Annotated in this window: 18 protein-coding genes; 7 read left to right on the top strand and 11 right to left on the bottom strand. The window is 59.2% G+C overall.

From position 1 onward, the window contains the following. Positions 1-113: 113 nt before the first annotated feature. Positions 114-1,589 (bottom strand): glucose-6-phosphate dehydrogenase, encoded by a 1,476-nt coding sequence (gene zwf / locus JL05_RS14850; RefSeq protein WP_033632849.1) that lies wholly within the window; start codon positions 1,587-1,589, stop codon positions 114-116. A gap of 447 nt (positions 1,590-2,036) precedes the next feature. Between zwf and JL05_RS14845 the strand changes: the two genes are divergently transcribed. The 3 genes from JL05_RS14845 (at position 2,037) to JL05_RS14835 (ending at position 5,507) form a co-directional block, all read left to right on the top strand. Then, complete coding sequence (locus tag JL05_RS14845) at positions 2,037-2,909, top strand: MurR/RpiR family transcriptional regulator (protein WP_021503871.1); 873 nt, start codon at positions 2,037-2,039, stop codon at positions 2,907-2,909. 189 nt (positions 2,910-3,098) lie between these two features. After that, positions 3,099-4,541, top strand: coding sequence for a pyruvate kinase (gene pyk, locus JL05_RS14840; RefSeq protein WP_004932339.1), 1,443 nt, complete (start codon positions 3,099-3,101; stop codon positions 4,539-4,541). A gap of 84 nt (positions 4,542-4,625) precedes the next feature. Beyond that, positions 4,626-5,507 carry a leucine-rich repeat domain-containing protein gene (locus tag JL05_RS14835; RefSeq protein ID WP_033632848.1) on the top strand — a complete coding sequence of 294 codons (882 nt, stop codon included), beginning with the start codon at positions 4,626-4,628 and terminating at the stop codon, positions 5,505-5,507. Positions 5,508-5,556: 49 nt separating this feature from the next. Here the strand turns inward: JL05_RS14835 and lpxM are convergent, their stop codons facing one another. From lpxM to znuA, 3 genes are all read right to left on the bottom strand, one after another. Then, the gene (lpxM, locus tag JL05_RS14830; RefSeq protein WP_004932345.1) at positions 5,557-6,525 is read right to left on the bottom strand and encodes a lauroyl-Kdo(2)-lipid IV(A) myristoyltransferase; all 969 of its coding nucleotides are present in this window, start codon (positions 6,523-6,525) and stop codon (positions 5,557-5,559) included. A 149-nt stretch (positions 6,526-6,674) separates the two neighbouring features. Continuing rightward, positions 6,675-7,997: a murein DD-endopeptidase MepM gene (gene mepM, locus JL05_RS14825; protein WP_004932347.1), complete on the bottom strand. Its 1,323-nt coding sequence runs from the start codon at positions 7,995-7,997 to the stop codon at positions 6,675-6,677. 21 nt (positions 7,998-8,018) lie between these two features. After that, positions 8,019-8,963, bottom strand: coding sequence for a zinc ABC transporter substrate-binding protein ZnuA (gene znuA, locus JL05_RS14820; protein WP_033633640.1), 945 nt, complete (start codon positions 8,961-8,963; stop codon positions 8,019-8,021). Positions 8,964-9,041: 78 nt separating this feature from the next. On the opposite strand from znuA, the gene znuC reads away from it, so the two are divergent. Beyond that, entirely contained in the window at positions 9,042-9,800 is a 759-nt protein-coding gene (znuC, locus tag JL05_RS14815; protein ID WP_004932357.1) for a zinc ABC transporter ATP-binding protein ZnuC, read from the top strand. Next, entirely contained in the window at positions 9,797-10,582 is a 786-nt protein-coding gene (gene znuB / locus JL05_RS14810; RefSeq protein ID WP_015378131.1) for a zinc ABC transporter permease subunit ZnuB, read from the top strand. Before znuC ends, znuB begins: the two co-directional genes overlap by 4 nt. 61 nt (positions 10,583-10,643) lie before the next feature. On the opposite strand, the gene ruvB is transcribed toward znuB, so the two are convergent. From ruvB to JL05_RS24905, 7 genes are all read right to left on the bottom strand, one after another. Continuing rightward, positions 10,644-11,648, bottom strand: coding sequence for a Holliday junction branch migration DNA helicase RuvB (gene ruvB, locus JL05_RS14805; RefSeq protein ID WP_033632847.1), 1,005 nt, complete (start codon positions 11,646-11,648; stop codon positions 10,644-10,646). Between the two features lie 19 nt (positions 11,649-11,667). Continuing rightward, the gene (gene ruvA, locus JL05_RS14800; RefSeq protein WP_004932365.1) at positions 11,668-12,282 is read right to left on the bottom strand and encodes a Holliday junction branch migration protein RuvA; all 615 of its coding nucleotides are present in this window, start codon (positions 12,280-12,282) and stop codon (positions 11,668-11,670) included. Positions 12,283-12,394: 112 nt separating this feature from the next. Next, positions 12,395-12,916, bottom strand: coding sequence for a crossover junction endodeoxyribonuclease RuvC (ruvC, locus tag JL05_RS14795; protein ID WP_004932367.1), 522 nt, complete (start codon positions 12,914-12,916; stop codon positions 12,395-12,397). Positions 12,917-12,973: 57 nt separating this feature from the next. Beyond that, positions 12,974-13,717 carry a YebC/PmpR family DNA-binding transcriptional regulator gene (locus tag JL05_RS14790; protein WP_004932370.1) on the bottom strand — a complete coding sequence of 248 codons (744 nt, stop codon included), beginning with the start codon at positions 13,715-13,717 and terminating at the stop codon, positions 12,974-12,976. A 19-nt stretch (positions 13,718-13,736) separates the two neighbouring features. Further along, positions 13,737-14,183, bottom strand: coding sequence for a dihydroneopterin triphosphate diphosphatase (nudB, locus tag JL05_RS14785; protein WP_004932373.1), 447 nt, complete (start codon positions 14,181-14,183; stop codon positions 13,737-13,739). Then, positions 14,183-15,967 (bottom strand): aspartate--tRNA ligase, encoded by a 1,785-nt coding sequence (gene aspS, locus JL05_RS14780; RefSeq protein ID WP_033632846.1) that lies wholly within the window; start codon positions 15,965-15,967, stop codon positions 14,183-14,185. The genes nudB and aspS overlap by 1 nt, the downstream gene beginning before the upstream one ends. 74 nt (positions 15,968-16,041) lie before the next feature. Continuing rightward, entirely contained in the window at positions 16,042-16,233 is a 192-nt protein-coding gene (locus tag JL05_RS24905; RefSeq protein ID WP_033632845.1) for an FmdB family zinc ribbon protein, read from the bottom strand. A gap of 254 nt (positions 16,234-16,487) precedes the next feature. Here JL05_RS24905 and JL05_RS14770 point away from each other — a divergent pair, with 254 nt between their 5' ends. Further along, positions 16,488-17,066: a hydrolase gene (locus JL05_RS14770; protein WP_033632844.1), complete on the top strand. Its 579-nt coding sequence runs from the start codon at positions 16,488-16,490 to the stop codon at positions 17,064-17,066. Positions 17,067-17,119: 53 nt separating this feature from the next. Beyond that, positions 17,120-17,935, top strand: coding sequence for a DUF72 domain-containing protein (locus tag JL05_RS14765; protein ID WP_139182589.1), 816 nt, complete (start codon positions 17,120-17,122; stop codon positions 17,933-17,935). The last annotated feature ends 19 nt before the right edge of the window (positions 17,936-17,954 follow it).

Below are 17,954 nucleotides of genomic sequence, written 5' to 3'. Positions count from 1 at the left end.
TGCCACAGGGCTCCGCACAAATGCGCGGACGTCCGGCCGTACCGTAAGTGATGAGGCCCGCGCGCAGATCGCAGGCAAAAAAAAGCCGGCAGACAGGCTGCCGGCATTACGCATTATTCGAACTCGTTCCAGGAGCGGCCGTCGCGGGTGATCATCGCCACCGACGCCACCGGCCCCCAGGTACCCGCCTGGTAAGGCTTAGGCGCCTCGTTGTCGGCTTTCCATGCGTCCATGATGGAGTCGACCCACTTCCAGGCTTCTTCCACTTCATCGCGGCGCACGAACAGCGCCTGAATGCCGCGCATGGTCTCCAGCAGCAGGCGCTCATAGGCGTCCGCCACGTGCTCCTGGTTGAAGGTTTCCGAGAAGCTCAGGTCCAGCTTGGTAGTCTGCAGGCGGTGCTTGTGATCCAGCCCCGGCACCTTGTTCAGCACCTGAATTTCGATGCCTTCGTCCGGCTGCAGGCGGATGGTCAGCTTGTTCTGCGGCAACTGCTGGTAAGAATCGCTGAACAGGTTAAGCGGCGGGTTTTTGAAGTACACCACCACCTCCGAACATTTGGTCGGCAGACGTTTACCGGTACGCAGGTAGAACGGCACGCCGGCCCACTGCCAGTTGTCGATATCCACGCGGATAGAGACGAAGGTTTCGGTGCTGCTGCTCTTGTTCGCCCCTTCCTCTTCCAGATAACCCGGCACTTTCTTGCCTTGGACGAAGCCGGCGGTGTACTGACCGCGCACGGTGGTTTCCCGGACATTGGTCTGATCGATGCGGCGCAGCGAGCGCAGCACCTTCACCTTCTCGTCGCGGATGCGGTCGGTCGTCAGATCCGCCGGCGGCGACATGGCGATCATGGTCAGGATCTGCAGCAGGTGGTTCTGGATCATGTCGCGCATCTGGCCGGCCTGGTCGAAGTAACCCCAACGCCCTTCGATGCCCACCTCTTCCGCTACGGTGATCTGCACCGAATCGATGGTGCGGTTATCCCAGTTGGAGGCGAACAGCGAGTTGGCGAAACGCAGCGCCAACAGGTTCAGCACCGTCTCTTTGCCGAGATAGTGGTCGATACGGTAAACCTGGGATTCGTTGAAGTACTCCGCCACCTGATCGTTGATCACGCGTGAGGACGCCAAATCGGTGCCCAGCGGTTTCTCCATCACCACGCGCGCCGGCTCATGGTTCAGCTTGGCTTCGCCCAGCCCTTTGCAGATGGCGCCAAAGGTGCTTGGCGGCATGGCAAAGTAGTTGATGGTGGTGCGGTGCTTCTGAACCAGCATTTTACCCAATTTGGTAAAGTTCTTGCTGTCGTTGACGTCCAGGTTGCAGAAGTCCAGGCGCGCGCTCAGCGTGGCCCAGAGTTCGTCATCCAGTTTTTCCTTCATGAAGGTGCCAAGCGCTTCCTTGACCACTTCGGTATAGGCTTGTTTATCCCACTCCGCGCGGCCGACGCCGATGATCCGCGTATCCGGGTGGATGTGTCCGGCTTTCTCTAACTGGTACAGGGAAGGCAGCAGCTTACGGCGCGCCAAATCACCTTTCGCGCCGAAAATAACCAGGTCACACGCCTGGGCTGTAGAGGTTACCGCCATGTTCATCTCCTCGTTGCAGGATATTTGTAATTTTCTTACATTACTAATGTACTCTGTTTGACTACGGCCAGCAAACCCGGAGCAAAGCAGAAAAAAAGGCTTCAAGATTCCAGTGGAAAGCGCCAATCTACGCCAACGCCCTCACCACGGGCAAAACTGTAATTTTTCGTCTTTTTTGACGCTCTGTTACCATTATGAAAGTTAGACACAGGTCATATTCTGGTGAAAAAACCCTGCATACGCCGTGTCGAGACTGCCAACGGTTACCAGCACGTAGTATATTTTCACTAAACCGGCATTGATTTCTCCTTTGTTTGAAATCGACATACCCTATCGATTCCAGGTTACAGCCGCTCGTTTGGCGTCTGCTTGCACGGCGAACACGGGCGAAATTCGACGCTGTTGCTTGAAAGCCACAGGGATAAAACCATGAGTGACTCTCGTTATATGAATACGCTGGACAAAATCCAGAGCCATCTGGAACGCCTGAGCAAATCTGAAAGGAAAGTCGCCGAGGTGATCCTGGCCTCCCCGCAGACCGCCATTCACTCCAGCATCGCCACGCTGGCGCGCATGGCCGACGTCAGCGAACCTACCGTCAACCGCTTTTGCCGCCGCCTTGATACCAAAGGCTTTCCCGATTTCAAACTGCATCTCGCCCAAAGCCTGGCTAACGGCACGCCCTACGTAAACCGTAACGTTGAGGAAGATGACAGCGTCGATTCCTATACCAGCAAGATCTTCGAATCGGTAATGGCCAGCCTGGATACAGTAAAGGCAAATTTGGATATTGCCGCAATCAATCGTGCGGTTGACCTGCTCACCCAGGCAAAAAAGATCTCTTTCTTCGGGCTGGGCGCCTCCGCGGCAGTGGCGCACGATGCGATGAACAAATTTTTCCGCTTCAACATTCCGGTGGTCTACTTTGATGACATCGTCATGCAGCGCATGAGCTGCATGAACTCCAGCGAAGGCGACGTGGTGGTGCTGATCTCACACACCGGCCGCACCAAGAATCTGGTGGAGATGGCCCACCTGGCGCGGGAGAACGACGCCACGGTACTGGCTATCACCTCGCGCGACACCCCGCTCGCCCAGGCGGCGACCCTGGCCCTGCTGCTCGACGTGCCCGAAGACACCGACGTTTACATGCCGATGGTGTCGCGGATCGCGCAATTAACGCTCATTGACGTGCTTGCCACCGGATTTACCTTGCGCCGAGGGGCTAAATTCAGAGATAACTTGAAGCGGGTCAAAGAAGCGCTCAAAGAATCGCGCTTTGATAAAGGCGTGGTCATTCCCAACAGTTTTGATTCGTGACCCGACGAAGAAAAAATCGCCGTTCAACAGACATTTGAATGACGGCATCAGAGGCGGTACCCTGTTAACATGCTCATGCGGGTAACCCGGGTGAAATATCAGTGTTGTAAAATTACATTTCACGCCTGGTTTCGTTATCCGACGTTATCGCAACACCAATATTTGCTTCACCAGTCAACGGAGTAATACATGTCCAGACGGCTCAGAAGAACCAAAATCGTTACCACCCTGGGTCCGGCTACAGACCGCGACAATAATCTGGAAAAGATCATTGCCGCCGGTGCCAACGTAGTTCGGCTTAACTTCTCCCACGGCAGCCCGGAAGATCACCAGGCTCGCGCTGACAAAGTGCGCGAAATCGCTGCTAAACTGGGGCGTCACGTCGCTATCCTCGGCGATCTGCAAGGGCCGAAAATTCGCGTCTCCACCTTCAAGGAAGGCAAAATCTTCCTCAACGTGGGCGATAAATTCCTGCTGGACGCCAACCTGTCAAAAGGCGAAGGCGATAAAGAAAAAGTCGGTATCGACTATAAAGGCCTGCCAGCCGACGTGGTGCCGGGCGACGTCCTGCTGCTCGATGACGGCCGCGTTCAGCTGAAAGTGCTCGAAGTTCAGGGCATGAAAGTGTTTACCGAAGTGACCGTCGGCGGCCCGCTGTCCAACAACAAGGGCATCAACAAACTCGGCGGTGGCCTGTCGGCCGAAGCCCTGACAGAAAAAGACAAGGCGGACATCGTGACCGCCGCCAAGATTGGCGTCGACTACCTGGCGGTCTCCTTCCCGCGTACCGGTGAAGATCTGAACTATGCCCGCCGCCTGGCGCGCGATGCCGGCTGCAACGCCAAGATCGTGTCCAAGGTTGAGCGCGCCGAAGCAGTTTGCACCGACGAAGCGATGGACGACATTATTCTGGCCTCCGACGTGGTGATGGTCGCCCGTGGCGACCTGGGCGTCGAAATCGGCGATCCGGAACTGGTCGGCATTCAGAAGAAACTGATCCGCCGCGCCCGCACCCTGAACCGCGCAGTGATCACCGCGACCCAGATGATGGAGTCGATGATCACCAACCCGATGCCGACCCGCGCCGAAGTCATGGACGTGGCCAACGCCGTGCTGGACGGCACCGACGCCGTCATGCTGTCGGCGGAAACCGCCGCTGGCCAATACCCGGCGGAAACCGTGGCGGCGATGGCGCGCGTTTGTCTGGGCGCCGAGAAGATCCCGAGCATCAACGTTTCCAAACACCGCCTGGACGTACAGTTCGACAACATCGAAGAGGCGATCGCCATGTCTTCGATGTATGCCGCCAACCACCTGAAAGGCGTCACCGCGCTGATCGCCATGACCGAATCCGGCCGCACTGCGCTGATGATGTCGCGCATCAGCTCCGGCCTGCCGATCTTCGCCATGTCGCGGCATGAGCACACGCTTAACCTGACCGCGCTGTATCGCGGCGTGACGCCGGTATATTTCGACAGCCACAAAGACGGCGTGATCGCCGCCAATGAAGCCGTCAATCGCCTGCGTGACAAAGGCTTCCTGGTCTCCGGCGATCTGGTGATCGTCACCCAGGGCGACGTGATGGAAACCGTCGGCACCACCAATACCAGCCGTATTCTGCGCGTCGAGTAATCCACGCCGCAGACGACATGCCGGCCGGCTCACGTTGGCCGGCATTTTTTTGCCCTGACACCGCCATAAACGACGGAGAACGCCATGCTCCACCAACGCAATCCAGCCTCGACCGGTGATGCACTCGATCTCGATGGGCGCGGTCTGACGCAGCTCGACGAATCGCAGCTAACCGGCCATGCGCTGCGCAAAATCAGCCTGTACGACAATCAGCTGACGGCCTTCCCCGCCTCCATCTTGCAACACCGCAACCTGCAGGTGCTGAACATCTCCTGCAATCAGCTCGACCGCCTGCCGCCGGAGATTGGCCAGTTGCAACAGCTTGAGATGTTCGACTTCGGCCACAATCGCGCCAGCGAGCTCCCCGAAGAGCTGGGCCAACTGCATCGGTTGAAATACCTCTACCTGAGCGATAACGGCTTTAGCGATCTGCCGCACTCGCTGGCGCAGCTACAGCAACTGGTTTACCTCAATGCGACCGACAACCGCCTGGCCGTTTTGCCCCTGGCGATACCGAGGCTTGCGGCATTGCAGGAGCTGCGTTTATACAACAACCGCATCGGCAGCCTGCCCGGCGAAATCGGGCAATTGCGCGCGCTGCGCGAACTGCATATCATGAAAAATGCCCTGACCGCGCTGCCGGCGGAAATGGCACAGCTCGGTGGGCTGGAGATACTCGACGCGGCCAGCAACGCCATCGCCGAACTGCCGGAAGCCTTCTGCCGGCTGCCGCGGTTGAGCGAGTTGAACCTGCGTTTCAACCAGCTGACGCGCCTGCCGGAAAATATCGGTGAGCTGACGGCGCTGAGAAGCCTGGATCTGCGCGCCAACCGCCTGAGCGATCTGCCGGAAAGCCTCGGCGAACTGAGTCGACTGCGCAAGCTTGATCTGCGCTGGAATGATTTCACCCACACGCCTAAAATCGTCGACATCCTGCGGGCTCGCGGCTGTAGGGTACACATCTGAAGAAACGCCGGCCGGGATGTGACCCTGCCGGCGTTAGCGGTAGAAAGGATTAACGATACAGATCGTCGCGCGAGTAGGGTTCAATCTCCCCTTCTTTGCGCGTCTTCAACAGTTTGAGGATCCAGGTGTACTGCTCCGGGTTCGGGCCCACCAGGTTTTCCACTTCTTCATTCATACGGCGGGCAATCCGTGGGTCATCGGCTTCGGCCAGATCGTCCATCGGCTCGCGAATATAGATATCCAGCATGCTGGTTTTGCCGTCGTACACCGGGAACAACGGCACGATCGCCGCACGGCATACCTTCATCAGCCGCCCGACCGCCGGCAAGGTCGCTTTATAGGTGGCAAAGAAGTCGACAAACTCACTGTGCTCAGCGCCGTGATCCTGATCGGGCAGATAATAACCCCAATACCCCTGGCGCACTGAACTGATAAAGGGTTTGATGCCGTCATTGCGCGCGTGCATGCGGCCGCCGAATTTACGACGCACGGCGTTCCACAGGTAGTCGATCAGCTGATTGCGCTGGTTGTGGAACATCGCCGCCATCGGTTGGCCGCGCGCGGCCATCAACATCGCCGGCACATCCACCGCCCAGCCGTGAGGCACCAGGAAAATCACGTTGCGCCCTTCCGCCCGGATCTTGTCCAACACCTCTTCACCGTGCCAACGCACGCGCTTGAGCACTTTCTCGGGCTTGGTGCAGGCCAGCTCCGCCATCAGCACCATCGACTGCGGCGCGCAGGCGAACATCTGGTCGATAATGTGCTCACGGTCGCTTTCCGGCAATTCCGGCAAGCAATACAGCAGGTTGATGCGGGCACGACGGCGCGCGCCCTTCGCCAGCTTGCCGGCCAGTTTGCCGACCGCACCCAGCACCGGATCGCGCAGGCGCGCAGGCACCAGCGAAATGCCGGCCATCAGACCGGTTCCCAACCACACGCCCCAGTAGCGCGGATATAAAAAGGCTTTTTGAAACTGCGGAATGAACTCTACGTTCGATTTCTTCTCGTTTTGCATGCACATGCTCTTGGCTTAGCGATTCGGCTAATCATAATTGCCAGCACCGATTTTGCAATTAACAACCGCGAACCGCCCAGGTAAAACAGCATCGGCCCGCAATCAGGCCGATGAAATTAACGGCGCCGAAGCGCCGGAAAAAGGGGGCGTTAATCCAACTGCAGCTGAGGAACCACTTCCTTCACCTGCGCCAGATAATCGCTGCGGTCTTTGCCGCCCAGCCCTTCGGAACGCGGCAGTTTGGCCGTCAGCGGGTTCACCGCCTGTTGGCCGGTCCACAGTTCAAAGTGCAGATGCGGCCCGGTGGAGCGGCCGGTGTTGCCGGAGAGCGCAATGCGATCGCCGCGTTTCACCTTCTGGCCTGGTTTCACCAACAGTTTTTTCAGGTGCATATAGCGCGTGGTGTACTGACGACCGTGGCGGATCGCCACATAGTTGCCCGCTGCGCCGCTGCGTTTGGCGATCACCACCTCACCGTCACCGACCGCCAGCACCGGCGTGCCGACCGGCATGGCGAAATCGACGCCCTTGTGCGGCGCCACGCGGCCCGTCACCGGGTTCACGCGGCGCGGGTTGAAGTTGGAGGAGATGCGGAACTGTTTCATGGTCGGGAAACGCATGAAGCCGCGCGCCAGGCCAGAGCCTTGGCGATCGTAGAATTTGCCGTCTTCGGCGCGGATCGCATAGTAATCCTTGCCGCCGGTGCGCAAACGCACGCCCAACAGCTGGCTTTGCGATTTCTTACCGTCGAAATGCTCACGCGACATCAGCACGGAGAACTGATCGCCTTTGCGCAGCTTGCGGAAATCGAGCTGCCACTGCAACGCCTTGATCACCGAGTTGATTTCGTTACGGCTCAGCCCGGCGTCGCCGGCGCTGCTGACGAAGCTGCCGTTGACCCGGCCGCTGATCACGTTGTTGCGCCATTCGCCCTGCTGCGCCTCTTTTGACTCCTTGAAGCTGTTGCCGACGCGATCATAGGTGCGAGTTTCGCGGCGGGAAACCTCCCAGGTCAACTGCTGCAAATCGCCTGCGTCGTTCACGGTCCACGACAGCTGTTGGCCGATCTTCAGATTGCGCAGATCGCGGTTTTGCGAAGCCAGCAAGGTGACATCCGACATATCGATGCCGTACTGCGTCAGAATGCTGCCAAGGGTGTCACCGGTGGAAACCACATATTCATGCACGCCATCATCGCCGGCATCCTTCTGGTCCAGCTCATCCTGCGGGATTTCGTCATCGGGGGTGGGTTGGTCGACATCTATCGGTTCACTGGCTTCAGGGAGCAATGACCGCATCTGGCTGGATTCTAACTCGACGCTCTTGGCGATGGGGTTGTGTTCTGGGTGGTAAACAAAAGGCCGCCAAACAGCGACGGCCAATGTGACGACTGTCAGCGACCCCAGCATGACGCGGTGGGGCCGTGGCAGGTTGTTATACGCCAGAGCGATAGTTCGGACTATCTGCTGCACTCGATATTATCCTCATAAGCTTTACTTCAGGCAGCTCACGTACTGGTTTGACAACTGTGTCAGGAATTTCCCGTAGCTGTCCTTCCCCAGCGCGATGCCGGTGCCCAGCGGGTCCAGCGTTCCGGAACGCACTTTGGTACCCTTGGCGACGGCATTGATTACGGCCGGCCTGAATTGTGGCTCAGCAAAAACGCATACCGCTTTCTGCTCAACCAACTGTGTTCGAATTTGGTGTAGGCGCTGTGCTCCAGGCTGAATTTCGGGATTGACGGTGAAATGGCCCAGCGGACTCAAACCGTAGTGTTTTTCAAAGTAGCCGTAAGCATCATGAAAAACAAAATAACCCTTACCTTGCACAGGCGTAAGCATGTTACCAACATTTTTGTCAGTTTGCGTCAGCAGATTCTCGAACTGGCGCAGGTTTGCGTCTAATTTGTCCTTATTTTGCGGCATAAGTTCCAACAATCTGTCGTGAATCGCGATCGCGGTCACTTTTGCTATCTCCGGCGACAGCCAAACGTGCATATTGTACTCGCCGTGATGATGCCCATGATCGTCATCGGCATGGTTATGCGCTTCGCCTGCATGTTCATGATCGTCGTCCTCTTCGCCTTTCATCAGCAGCGGCTTCACCGCCGGCAGTTCGCTGATAGCCAGCTTTCGGGTCGCCGAGATCGGCACCAGCGCCTTGTTCAAGAACGCTTCCATGTCCGGCCCGACCCACAACACCAGGTCAGCGGAACGCAAGCGTTGGATATCGGAAGGACGCAACGCAAAATCGTGCGGCGAAGCGCCGTCCGGCAGCAACACCTCGGTCGGCGTCACGCCGTCGGCGATCGCCGAAGCGATAAAGCCTAAGGGGCGAATCGAGGTCACCACCGCAGCGGAAGCGCTGCTCAGCGGGCCGGCCATCAACAGTGCGCTGGCCAGCAGCGTGCGCTGCAGCCATTTATTTTTCTTTGCCATCATCAGTAATCCCATCGTTTTCATCAACAAGGCGTGATATTATAACATCCGCTTCGTTCTGCAACCTGTAATCTCGAGATGTCTACACTGATAACGCTAAAAAATATCTCCGTCGCCTTCGGCAGCCGCAAGGTGCTGTCGAACATTTCCCTCAGCCTGCAGCCCGGCCGTATTCTCACGCTGCTTGGCCCGAACGGCGCGGGCAAATCCACACTGGTACGCGTGGTGCTGGGATTGGTCAAACCAACCGCCGGCACGCTGGAGCGGGAGCCCGACCTGCGCATCGGCTACGTGCCGCAAAAACTCCACCTCGACGCCACCCTGCCGCTGACCGTCAGCCGCTTTATGCGTCTTAAACCCGGCGTAAAGAAAGCCGACATTCTGCCGGCGCTCAAGCGCGTGCACGCCGCCCACCTGCTCGACCAGCCGATGCAAAAGCTCTCCGGCGGCGAGAACCAACGCGTACTGCTGGCGCGAGCGCTGCTGAATAAACCGCAGCTGCTGGTGCTGGACGAACCCACGCAAGGGGTGGACGTCAACGGCCAACTGGCGCTGTACGATCTGATCGATCAGCTGCGCAAGGAGCTGGGCTGCGCCGTACTGATGGTCTCGCACGATCTGCATCTGGTGATGGCGAAAACCGACGAGGTGTTGTGCCTCAATCAGCACATCTGCTGCTCCGGCGCGCCGGAGGTGGTCTCGATGCATCCCGAATTCATCGCCATGTTCGGCAACCGCGGCGCAGAGCAGCTGGCGGTGTATCGCCACCATCACAACCACCGCCACGACCTGCAAGGAAGAATTGTCTTGAAGAAAACCGGGAGCCGCGAAGCATGATCGAATTGTTACTTCCCGGCTGGCTGGCCGGGGTGTTGCTGGCTAGCGCCGCCGGGCCGCTGGGCTCCTTTGTGGTTTGGCGCCGCATGTCCTACTTCGGTGATACCCTGGCGCACGCCTCGCTGCTCGGCGTCGCCTTTGGTCTGCTGCTGGACATCAATCCTTTCTATGCGGTGATCGCCATTACGCTGCTGCTGGCTCTGGCCTTGGTGTGGCTGGAACGCCGCCCGCAACTTTCGGTGGATACCCTGCTCGGCATTCTGGCCCACAGCGCCCTGTCGCTGGGTCTGGTGGTGGTGGCGTTGATGTCCAACGTGCGGGTCGATCTGATGGCCTACCTGTTCGGCGATCTGCTGTCGGTCACGCTGAGCGACATCGTGATGATCGCCGGCGGCGTCGCCGTGGTGCTGTTGGTGCTGTGGTGGCAATGGCGAGATCTGCTGTCGATGACCATCAGCCCGGAGCTGGCGCACGTCGACGGCGTCAATTTGGCGCGGGCACGTACCGTGCTGATGCTGGTCACCGCGTTGACCATCGGCCTGGCGATGAAATTCGTCGGCGCGCTGATCATCACCTCACTGCTGATCATTCCGGCGGCCACCGCTCGCCGCTTCGCGCGCACGCCGGAGCAGATGGCGGGCGTCGCGGTACTGCTCGGCATGGTGGCGGTTACCGGCGGCCTGGCCTTCTCGGCATTTTACGATACGCCGGCCGGCCCTTCGGTGGTGCTCTGCGCTGCCGTGCTGTTCACGCTGAGCCTGTTCAAAAAACAACAGGCTTGATTAAAGCCGGGATATGACAAGGGCCGCATCTGCGGCCCTTTCTTATTGGCGGATTAAAAATTTACTCTTCGCGTTCGAGACCAAAGTGCCGGTAGGCGTGCTGCGTCGCCAGACGGCCGCGCGGCGTGCGCTGGATAAAGCCCTGCTGGATCAGAAACGGTTCAATCACGTCTTCGATGGTTTCGCGCTCTTCACCGATCGCCGCCGCCAGGTTATCCAACCCGACTGGGCCGCCGGTAAACTTGTCGATAATCGCCAGCAGCAGTTTACGATCCATATAGTCAAAGCCTTCGGCATCGACGTTGAGCATATCAAGCGCCTGCGCCGCTACCGAACCGCTGATCACGCCGTTGGCGCGCACTTCAGCGAAATCGCGCACCCGGCGCAACAGGCGGTTGGCGATACGCGGCGTGCCGCGCGCGCGGCGGGCCACTTCATGGGAGCCCTCGTCGGACAGCTCCAGCCCCAGGCACCCGGCGCTGCGCGAGACGATGTGCTGCAGATCCGCCACCTGATAAAACTCCAGCCGCTGGACAATGCCGAAGCGATCGCGCAGCGGTGAGGTCAGCGAACCGGCGCGGGTGGTGGCACCCACCAGGGTAAACGGCGGCAGATCGAGCTTAATCGAACGCGCCGCCGGCCCTTCGCCGATCATGATATCCAGCTGGTAGTCTTCCATCGCCGGATACAATACTTCTTCCACCACCGGTGACAAACGGTGAATTTCGTCGATGAACAACACGTCGTGCGGTTCGAGGTTGGTCAGCATCGCCGCCAAATCGCCCGCCTTCTCTAACACCGGGCCAGAAGTGGTGCGCAAATTTACGCCCATTTCGTTGGCCACGATGTTGGCCAGGGTGGTTTTCCCCAGCCCCGGCGGGCCAAAGATCAGTAAATGGTCGAGCGCGTCGCCGCGCTGCTTGGCCGCCTGAATGAAGATCTCCATCTGCTCGCGCACGTGCGGCTGGCCGACGTATTCGGTCAGCAGCTTGGGACGAATGGCGCGATCGAGGATCTCCTCTTCGTTGATCGGTTCGGCGGAAATCAGGCGATCGGCTTCAATCATTATCTACCCCTTTTCGGCCTTACAGGGCGGCGCGCAGCGCGTCGCGGATCAGGGTTTCGCAGTCGGCGCCCGGCTTGGCAATCTTGCTGACCATGCGGCTGGCTTCCTGCGGCTTATAGCCCAGCGCCACCAGCGCCGAGACAGCTTCGGCTTCTGCGTCCGCTTCCGGCGTTTTGTCGGCGGCGGCCGGCAGGCTGATCTCGCTGCTGTTGTTGAACAGATCGCCGTTCAGCCCTTTGAAGCGGTCTTTCATCTCGACCACCAGGCGCTCGGCGGTTTTTTTGCCCACGCCCGGCAGCTTGACCAGTGCGGTGATCTCTTCGCGCTCCACCGCGCTGACGAACTGCTGCGCGGACATGCCCGACAGGATGGCGAGCGCCAGTTTCGGCCCGACGCCGTTGACCTTAATCAGCTCGCGGAACAGCGCGCGCTCCTGCTTGTCGTTGAAACCGTACAGCAGCTGCGCGTCTTCACGCACCACGAAGTGGGTAAACACGATGGCCTCTTGCCCCAGTTCCGGCAGCTCGTAAAAGCAGGTCATCGGCATGTGCACTTCATAACCCACGCCGTTCGCCTCCAGTAACACCAGCGGCGGCTGCTTTTCCAGAATATTTCCTCTGAGACGACCTATCATTTACCCTCCTGCAGAATGACCGGGCATGGCGCCCTGCCATGCCGTTGCTGGTAAAGCTTATAACATAAAAAAGGCTGGATGAATATCCAGCCTGAGCAATCATCGTTTCGCGTCAGCGCAAACGCCCGCGCGCCAGGTTCAGCCGCCCTTCGCTCATTCGCAGCACGTTCTGGCTGAGGTGGCAGTGGGTGATGGCGATGGCCAGGGCATCCGCGGCATCCGCCTGCGGGTTTGCCGAGAGTTTGAGCAGCGAGCGCACCATGTGCTGTACCTGCGCCTTTTCGGCCGCGCCGGTGCCGACCACGGTTTGTTTGACCTGCCGCGCCGCATACTCGAACACTTCCAGGTTCTGATTCACCGCCGCCACGATCGCGACGCCGCGCGCCTGGCCGAGCTTGAGCGCCGAATCCGGGTTCTTGGCCATAAACACCTGTTCGATGGCGAAGAAATCGGGCTGAAACTGGGTGATGATCTCGCTGACGCCGGCGTAAATCAGCTTCAGCCGCGTCGGCATGTCGTCCACCACCGTGCGGATGCAGCCGCTGGCGATATAGCTCAACTGGCGCCCCTGCTGGCGGATAAGGCCATAGCCGGTGACGCGCGAGCCGGGATCGATACCGAGTATGATCGCCATATCTACATCCACCTTGCATGCACGGCGCCGCCGAACGGCGGCGCCCGTTTTACCGGATTACAGCGTCGCCGCCACTTCGTCGGAGATTTCACCGTTATGGTAAACTTCCTGCACGTCGTCGCAGTCTTCCAGCATATCGATCAGGCGCAACAGCTTAGGCGCGGTTTCCGCGTCCATGTCGGCCTTGGTCGATGGGATCATCGACACTTCCGCCGCTTCGGCTTCGAAGCCCGCCGCGGTCAGCGCGTCTTTCACCGCGCCCAGGCTTTCCCAGGCGGTGAACACGTCGATGGCGCCATCGTCATAGGTCACGATGTCTTCCGCACCGGCTTCCAACGCCGCTTCCATTACGCTGTCTTCATCCAGGCCCGGTGCGTAGGTGATCACGCCCTTCTTGGTGAACAGATAAGCCACGGAACCGTCGGTGCCGAGGTTGCCGCCGCATTTGGTAAAGGCGTGGCGCACTTCCGCCACGGTGCGGTTGCGGTTGTCGCTCAGGCATTCGATCATGACGGCGGTGCCGCCAGGACCGTAACCTTCATAGATGATGGTTTCCATATTGGTATCATCATCGCCGCCCACGCCGCGCGCGATTGCACGGTTCATGGTGTCGCGCGTCATGTTGTTCGACAGCGCCTTGTCCATCGCCGCGCGCAGACGCGGGTTGGAATCCGGATCGCCGCCGCCCAGCTTGGCGGCCGTGACCAGCTCACGAATAATCTTGGTGAAAATTTTACCGCGCTTGGCGTCCTGCGCCGCTTTACGGTGCTTTGTGTTGGCCCACTTACTATGACCTGCCATAAAAAATCTCCGAAAAAAACTACTGGACTGAATTGATCACGAACTCTTCAATCGCCTGCTGATTGCTCCACGACTTGGTCAACTTCACGGCCTCGGCCGCCTCAAGCCATTGGTAAGCGTGATGCTCGGTAATCACCGGATCGCGCTCCTCGGGCAACGCCAGACAGAACCAGTGCTCTTTATTGCGCGTGGTTCCCGGCGCATAGCGATGTCGCAAATGGACAAAGAGTTCAAACTCCACGCAGCGCTGGCAATCGAACAACGGCAGGTGCTCTGCTTCGATATCGATGCCCACTTCTTCCATGACCTCACGCCGCGCGGCATGCGGCGGCGACTCATCCTGTTCCAGGCTGCCGGTGACCGACTGCCAGAACTCGGTATCGTCGCGCCGCTGTAACATCAGCACCCGACCACTGGATTTCGCGTAAATCACTACCAGGATAGATTCAGGGCGCTTGTAACTCATCACTCGCTCTCTTGTTCCGCACCGGCTTTCTTTACCACGCTGATCGCCAGCTCCTGCAGCGCCGCCGGGTTGGCGAAGCTCGGTGCGTCGGTCATCAGACAGGCCGCCGCGGTGGTTTTCGGGAAGGCGATGACGTCGCGGATGTTGTCGGTGCCGGTCAGCAGCATCACCAAACGGTCCAGGCCGAAAGCCAGGCCGGCGTGCGGCGGCGTGCCGTACTTCAGCGCGTCCAGCAGGAAGCCGAACTTCTCGCGCTGTTCGTGTTCGTCGATGCCCAGAATACTGAATACCGTCTGCTGCATTTCGCTGCGGTGAATACGCACCGAACCGCCGCCCACTTCGTAACCGTTGATCACCATGTCATAGGCGTTGGCGATGGCGTTGACCGGCGCTGCGGCCAGCTCTTCCGGGCTCATGTCGCGCGGCGAGGTGAACGGGTGGTGCATCGCCGCCAGGCCGCCCTCTTCGTCTTCTTCGAACATCGGGAAGTCAACCACCCACAGCGGTGCCCAGCTGTCGAGTTGGGTCAGCCCCAGATCGCGACCCAGCTTCAGGCGCAGCGCGCCCATCGCATCGGTGACAATCTTGAAACTGTCGGCGCCGAAGAACAGGATGTCGCCTGTCTGCGCGCCGGTGCGCGCCAGGACGGCTTCCAGCACTTCCGCGCTGAGGAATTTGGCGATCGGGCTCTGCACGCCTTCCATGCCGGCGGCGCGGTCGTTGACCTTCAGCCAGGCCAGGCCTTTGGCGCCGTAGATGTTGACGAAAGCGCCGTACTCGTCGATCTGCTTGCGGGTCAGCTGTGCGCCGCCCGGTACGCGGATCGCCGCCACGCGGCCTTTGTCGTCGTTGGCCGGGCCGGAGAACACTTTGAACTCGACGTCCTTGACCAGGTCGGCCACGTCCACCAGCTCCAGCGGGTTACGCAGGTCCGGCTTGTCGGAACCAAAGCGACGCATCGCTTCGGCGAAGGTCATGACCGGGAAATCGCCCAGATCCACGCCCTTCACGTCCAGCCACAGTTCGCGCGCCAGCTTCTCCATCACTTCACGCACCTGCTCGGCGGTCATGAAGGAGGTTTCGACGTCGATCTGGGTGAATTCGGGCTGACGGTCCGCACGCAGGTCTTCGTCACGGAAGCATTTGACGATCTGATAGTAACGATCGAAGCCGGACATCATCAGCAGCTGTTTAAACAGCTGCGGAGACTGCGGCAGCGCGTAGAATTTGCCCTTGTGCACGCGGCTCGGCACCAGGTAATCGCGGGCGCCTTCCGGCGTCGCTTTGGTCAGCATCGGCGTTTCGATGTCGAGGAAACCGTGGCTGTCCATAAAGCGGCGTACGAAGCTGGTGATTTTGGCGCGAGTCTTCAGACGCTCGGCCATTTCCGGGCGACGCAGATCGAGGTAACGGTATTTCAGGCGCGCTTCTTCGCTGTTGACCTGGTTGGAGTCCAGCGGCAGCGGCTCGGAGCGGTTGATGATCTCGAGCGCGTGGGCGAACACTTCCACTTCGCCGGTAGCCATATCTTTATTGATCTGGCTGTCCGGACGCGCACGCACGGTGCCGACGATCTGGATGCAGAACTCATTGCGCAGGTCATAGGCCTTGTCGAACGCCACTTTCTGGTCCGGATCGAAGAACACCTGCACGATGCCTTCGCGGTCGCGCATATCAATAAAGATCAGGCCGCCCAGATCGCGACGACGATTGACCCAACCACACAGAGTGACTTCCTGGCCCACGTGGGACAGATTCAACTGCCCGCAATATTCAGTACGCATACGCTATCCTTTTACACAGCCGATGCCGCGCCGGGCTACTGCGCCCCTGTCGCGCGGCTGTTATCTGATAAATTCTACTTGTTGCCCGGTTTAAAATCCGTCGCATACCAGCCGGTGCCCTTAAGCTGGAAACCGGAAGATGAAATCAACTTGGTCAACGCGGGCTGCCCACACGCCGGGCAGTCTGCCAGCGGCGCATCGGAAAATTTTTGCAATTTCTCTAACCGATGGTTGCAAGCACCACATGCATATTCATAAATCGGCATAGGTCGTTGGATTAAAGAGTGTTGAAAAAAGGGAGTCATTATAAAGGAAATTCATCCGCCCGATAAGTGCGAACACAGCATTGTTACTGCACTAAATGGCGCGTTTTTGTTCGAATCAACACATCGGTTAACAAATTTCCCATTAACCTGCGACAGTTTTTTCACGTAGCCTGATTCTCCCCCGGTTTTGCGCCGAACGCAGCTCGCCCGACGCGCCGAACAGTTTTTATCCACTTCGCAACGAGATGAAATCCATGCTGAAACTTGACGCCCAAACCACCGCTCTGGTGCTGATCGATTTGCAAAACGGCATTCTGCCTTACGCCGGCGGCCCGCACGGCGCCGACCAGGTGGTGGCGAACGCCGCCCTGCTGGCCGCCCGTTTTCGCATGCTGGGCGCGCCGGTGCTGTTGGTGCGCGTCGGTTGGTCAGACTCCTTCGCCGAGGCGCTGAAACAACCGGTGGATAAACCGGCTCCCGCGCCCGCCGGCGGTTTGCCGGCCAGCTGGTGGGAATTCCCCGCGCCGCTGGCGGTCTGCGACAACGATATTCTGATCACCAAACGCCAATGGGGCGCCTTCTACGGCACCGATCTGGACTTGCAGCTGCGCCGCCGCGGCATCAAATCCGTAGTCTTGGGCGGCATATCCACCAATATCGGCGTGGAATCCACCGCCCGCGCCGCCTGGGAGCACGGCTATGAGCTGGTGATCGCCGAAGACGTCTGCAGCGCGCAGAACACGGAAATGCACCGCTTCGCGTTCGAACACATCTTCCCGCGTTTGGCGCGGGTGCGCGACACCGGCGAAATTCTTGCCGCGCTCGAGCGGTAACGTTAAGTTGTAGCCTGATAAACCAAGCACAAGTAAAGGAAGACGACGCCGTGATCTACATCGGACTGCCGCAGTGGCAACATTCAGCCTGGAATCGTATCGGGCTGCGTGATTTGGCGGATTACAGCCGCTACTTCAACTGCGTGGAAGGCAACACCACCTTCTACGCGCTGCCGAAACTGGAAATCGTGCAGCGCTGGCGCGACATGACCGGCGACGATTTTCGCTTCTGCTTCAAATTCCCGTCGGACATCAGCCACAAGGCCGCCCTGCGCAACTGCGCCGCCGAGCTACAGGCATTTTACCACTGCCTGGGCCCGGTGCATCAGCGCATCGGCCAGTTGTGGCTGCAGCTGCCCGCCGCCTTCGGCCCCGATGAGCTGCCGCGCATGTGGCAGTTCTTCGAAAGCCTGCCGCAGGAATTCACTTACGGCGTAGAAGTGCGTCATCCGGCGTTTTTCGCCAAGGGTGAGGAAGAGCGCGCGTTGAATCAGGGGTTACACCAGCGCGGCATCAATCGGGTGATCCTCGACAGCCGCCCGGTGCATCACGCCGCCCCCAATACCGCCGCCGTGCGCGATGCCCAGCAGAAAAAACCGAAGCTGCCGGTACACGCTCTGGTCACCGCCGACCAACCGTTGGTGCGCTTTATCGGCGGTGACCAACTGGCCGATAACCTGCGCTGGTTCGAAGCCTGGCAACAAAAACTGCCGCTGTGGCAGCAACAGCATCAGCCCTATCTGTTTATTCATACGCCGGACAACGGCGATTCGCCCCAGCAGGCGCAAAAAATTTGGCAGCAGTTGCGCCTGGCGATCCCTGCTTTGCCTGCGCCGCCAGACTGGCCAGAACAAGATGCACTGTTTTGACCTATTAATCTGACCAATA

This window comes from Serratia nematodiphila DZ0503SBS1 (assembly GCF_000738675.1).
GTDB classification, from domain to species: domain Bacteria; phylum Pseudomonadota; class Gammaproteobacteria; order Enterobacterales; family Enterobacteriaceae; genus Serratia; species Serratia nematodiphila.
The sequence above is the reverse complement of the archived record's forward strand: the minus strand, read 5'-3'. Positions and strand labels throughout refer to the sequence as shown.

What these genes read in the sequence shown, in the direction of transcription:
- ruvB (WP_033632847.1), bottom strand. Translation starts at nt 11,648, where the DNA reads ATGATTGAAGCCGATCGCCTGATTTCCGCCGAACCGATCAACGAAGAG.
- JL05_RS14845 (WP_021503871.1), top strand. Translation starts at nt 2,037, where the DNA reads ATGAATACGCTGGACAAAATCCAGAGCCATCTGGAACGCCTGAGCAAA.
- nudB (WP_004932373.1), bottom strand. Translation starts at nt 14,183, where the DNA reads ATGAGTTACAAGCGCCCTGAATCTATCCTGGTAGTGATTTACGCGAAA.
- lpxM (WP_004932345.1), bottom strand. Translation starts at nt 6,525, where the DNA reads ATGCAAAACGAGAAGAAATCGAACGTAGAGTTCATTCCGCAGTTTCAA.
- JL05_RS24905 (WP_033632845.1), bottom strand. Translation starts at nt 16,233, where the DNA reads ATGCCGATTTATGAATATGCATGTGGTGCTTGCAACCATCGGTTAGAG.
- ruvA (WP_004932365.1), bottom strand. Translation starts at nt 12,282, where the DNA reads ATGATAGGTCGTCTCAGAGGAAATATTCTGGAAAAGCAGCCGCCGCTG.
- JL05_RS14835 (WP_033632848.1), top strand. Translation starts at nt 4,626, where the DNA reads ATGCTCCACCAACGCAATCCAGCCTCGACCGGTGATGCACTCGATCTC.
- aspS (WP_033632846.1), bottom strand. Translation starts at nt 15,967, where the DNA reads ATGCGTACTGAATATTGCGGGCAGTTGAATCTGTCCCACGTGGGCCAG.
- znuC (WP_004932357.1), top strand. Translation starts at nt 9,042, where the DNA reads ATGTCTACACTGATAACGCTAAAAAATATCTCCGTCGCCTTCGGCAGC.
- JL05_RS14790 (WP_004932370.1), bottom strand. Translation starts at nt 13,717, where the DNA reads ATGGCAGGTCATAGTAAGTGGGCCAACACAAAGCACCGTAAAGCGGCG.
- zwf (WP_033632849.1), bottom strand. Translation starts at nt 1,589, where the DNA reads ATGGCGGTAACCTCTACAGCCCAGGCGTGTGACCTGGTTATTTTCGGC.
- pyk (WP_004932339.1), top strand. Translation starts at nt 3,099, where the DNA reads ATGTCCAGACGGCTCAGAAGAACCAAAATCGTTACCACCCTGGGTCCG.
- znuA (WP_033633640.1), bottom strand. Translation starts at nt 8,963, where the DNA reads ATGGCAAAGAAAAATAAATGGCTGCAGCGCACGCTGCTGGCCAGCGCA.
- ruvC (WP_004932367.1), bottom strand. Translation starts at nt 12,916, where the DNA reads ATGGCGATCATACTCGGTATCGATCCCGGCTCGCGCGTCACCGGCTAT.
- znuB (WP_015378131.1), top strand. Translation starts at nt 9,797, where the DNA reads ATGATCGAATTGTTACTTCCCGGCTGGCTGGCCGGGGTGTTGCTGGCT.
- JL05_RS14770 (WP_033632844.1), top strand. Translation starts at nt 16,488, where the DNA reads ATGCTGAAACTTGACGCCCAAACCACCGCTCTGGTGCTGATCGATTTG.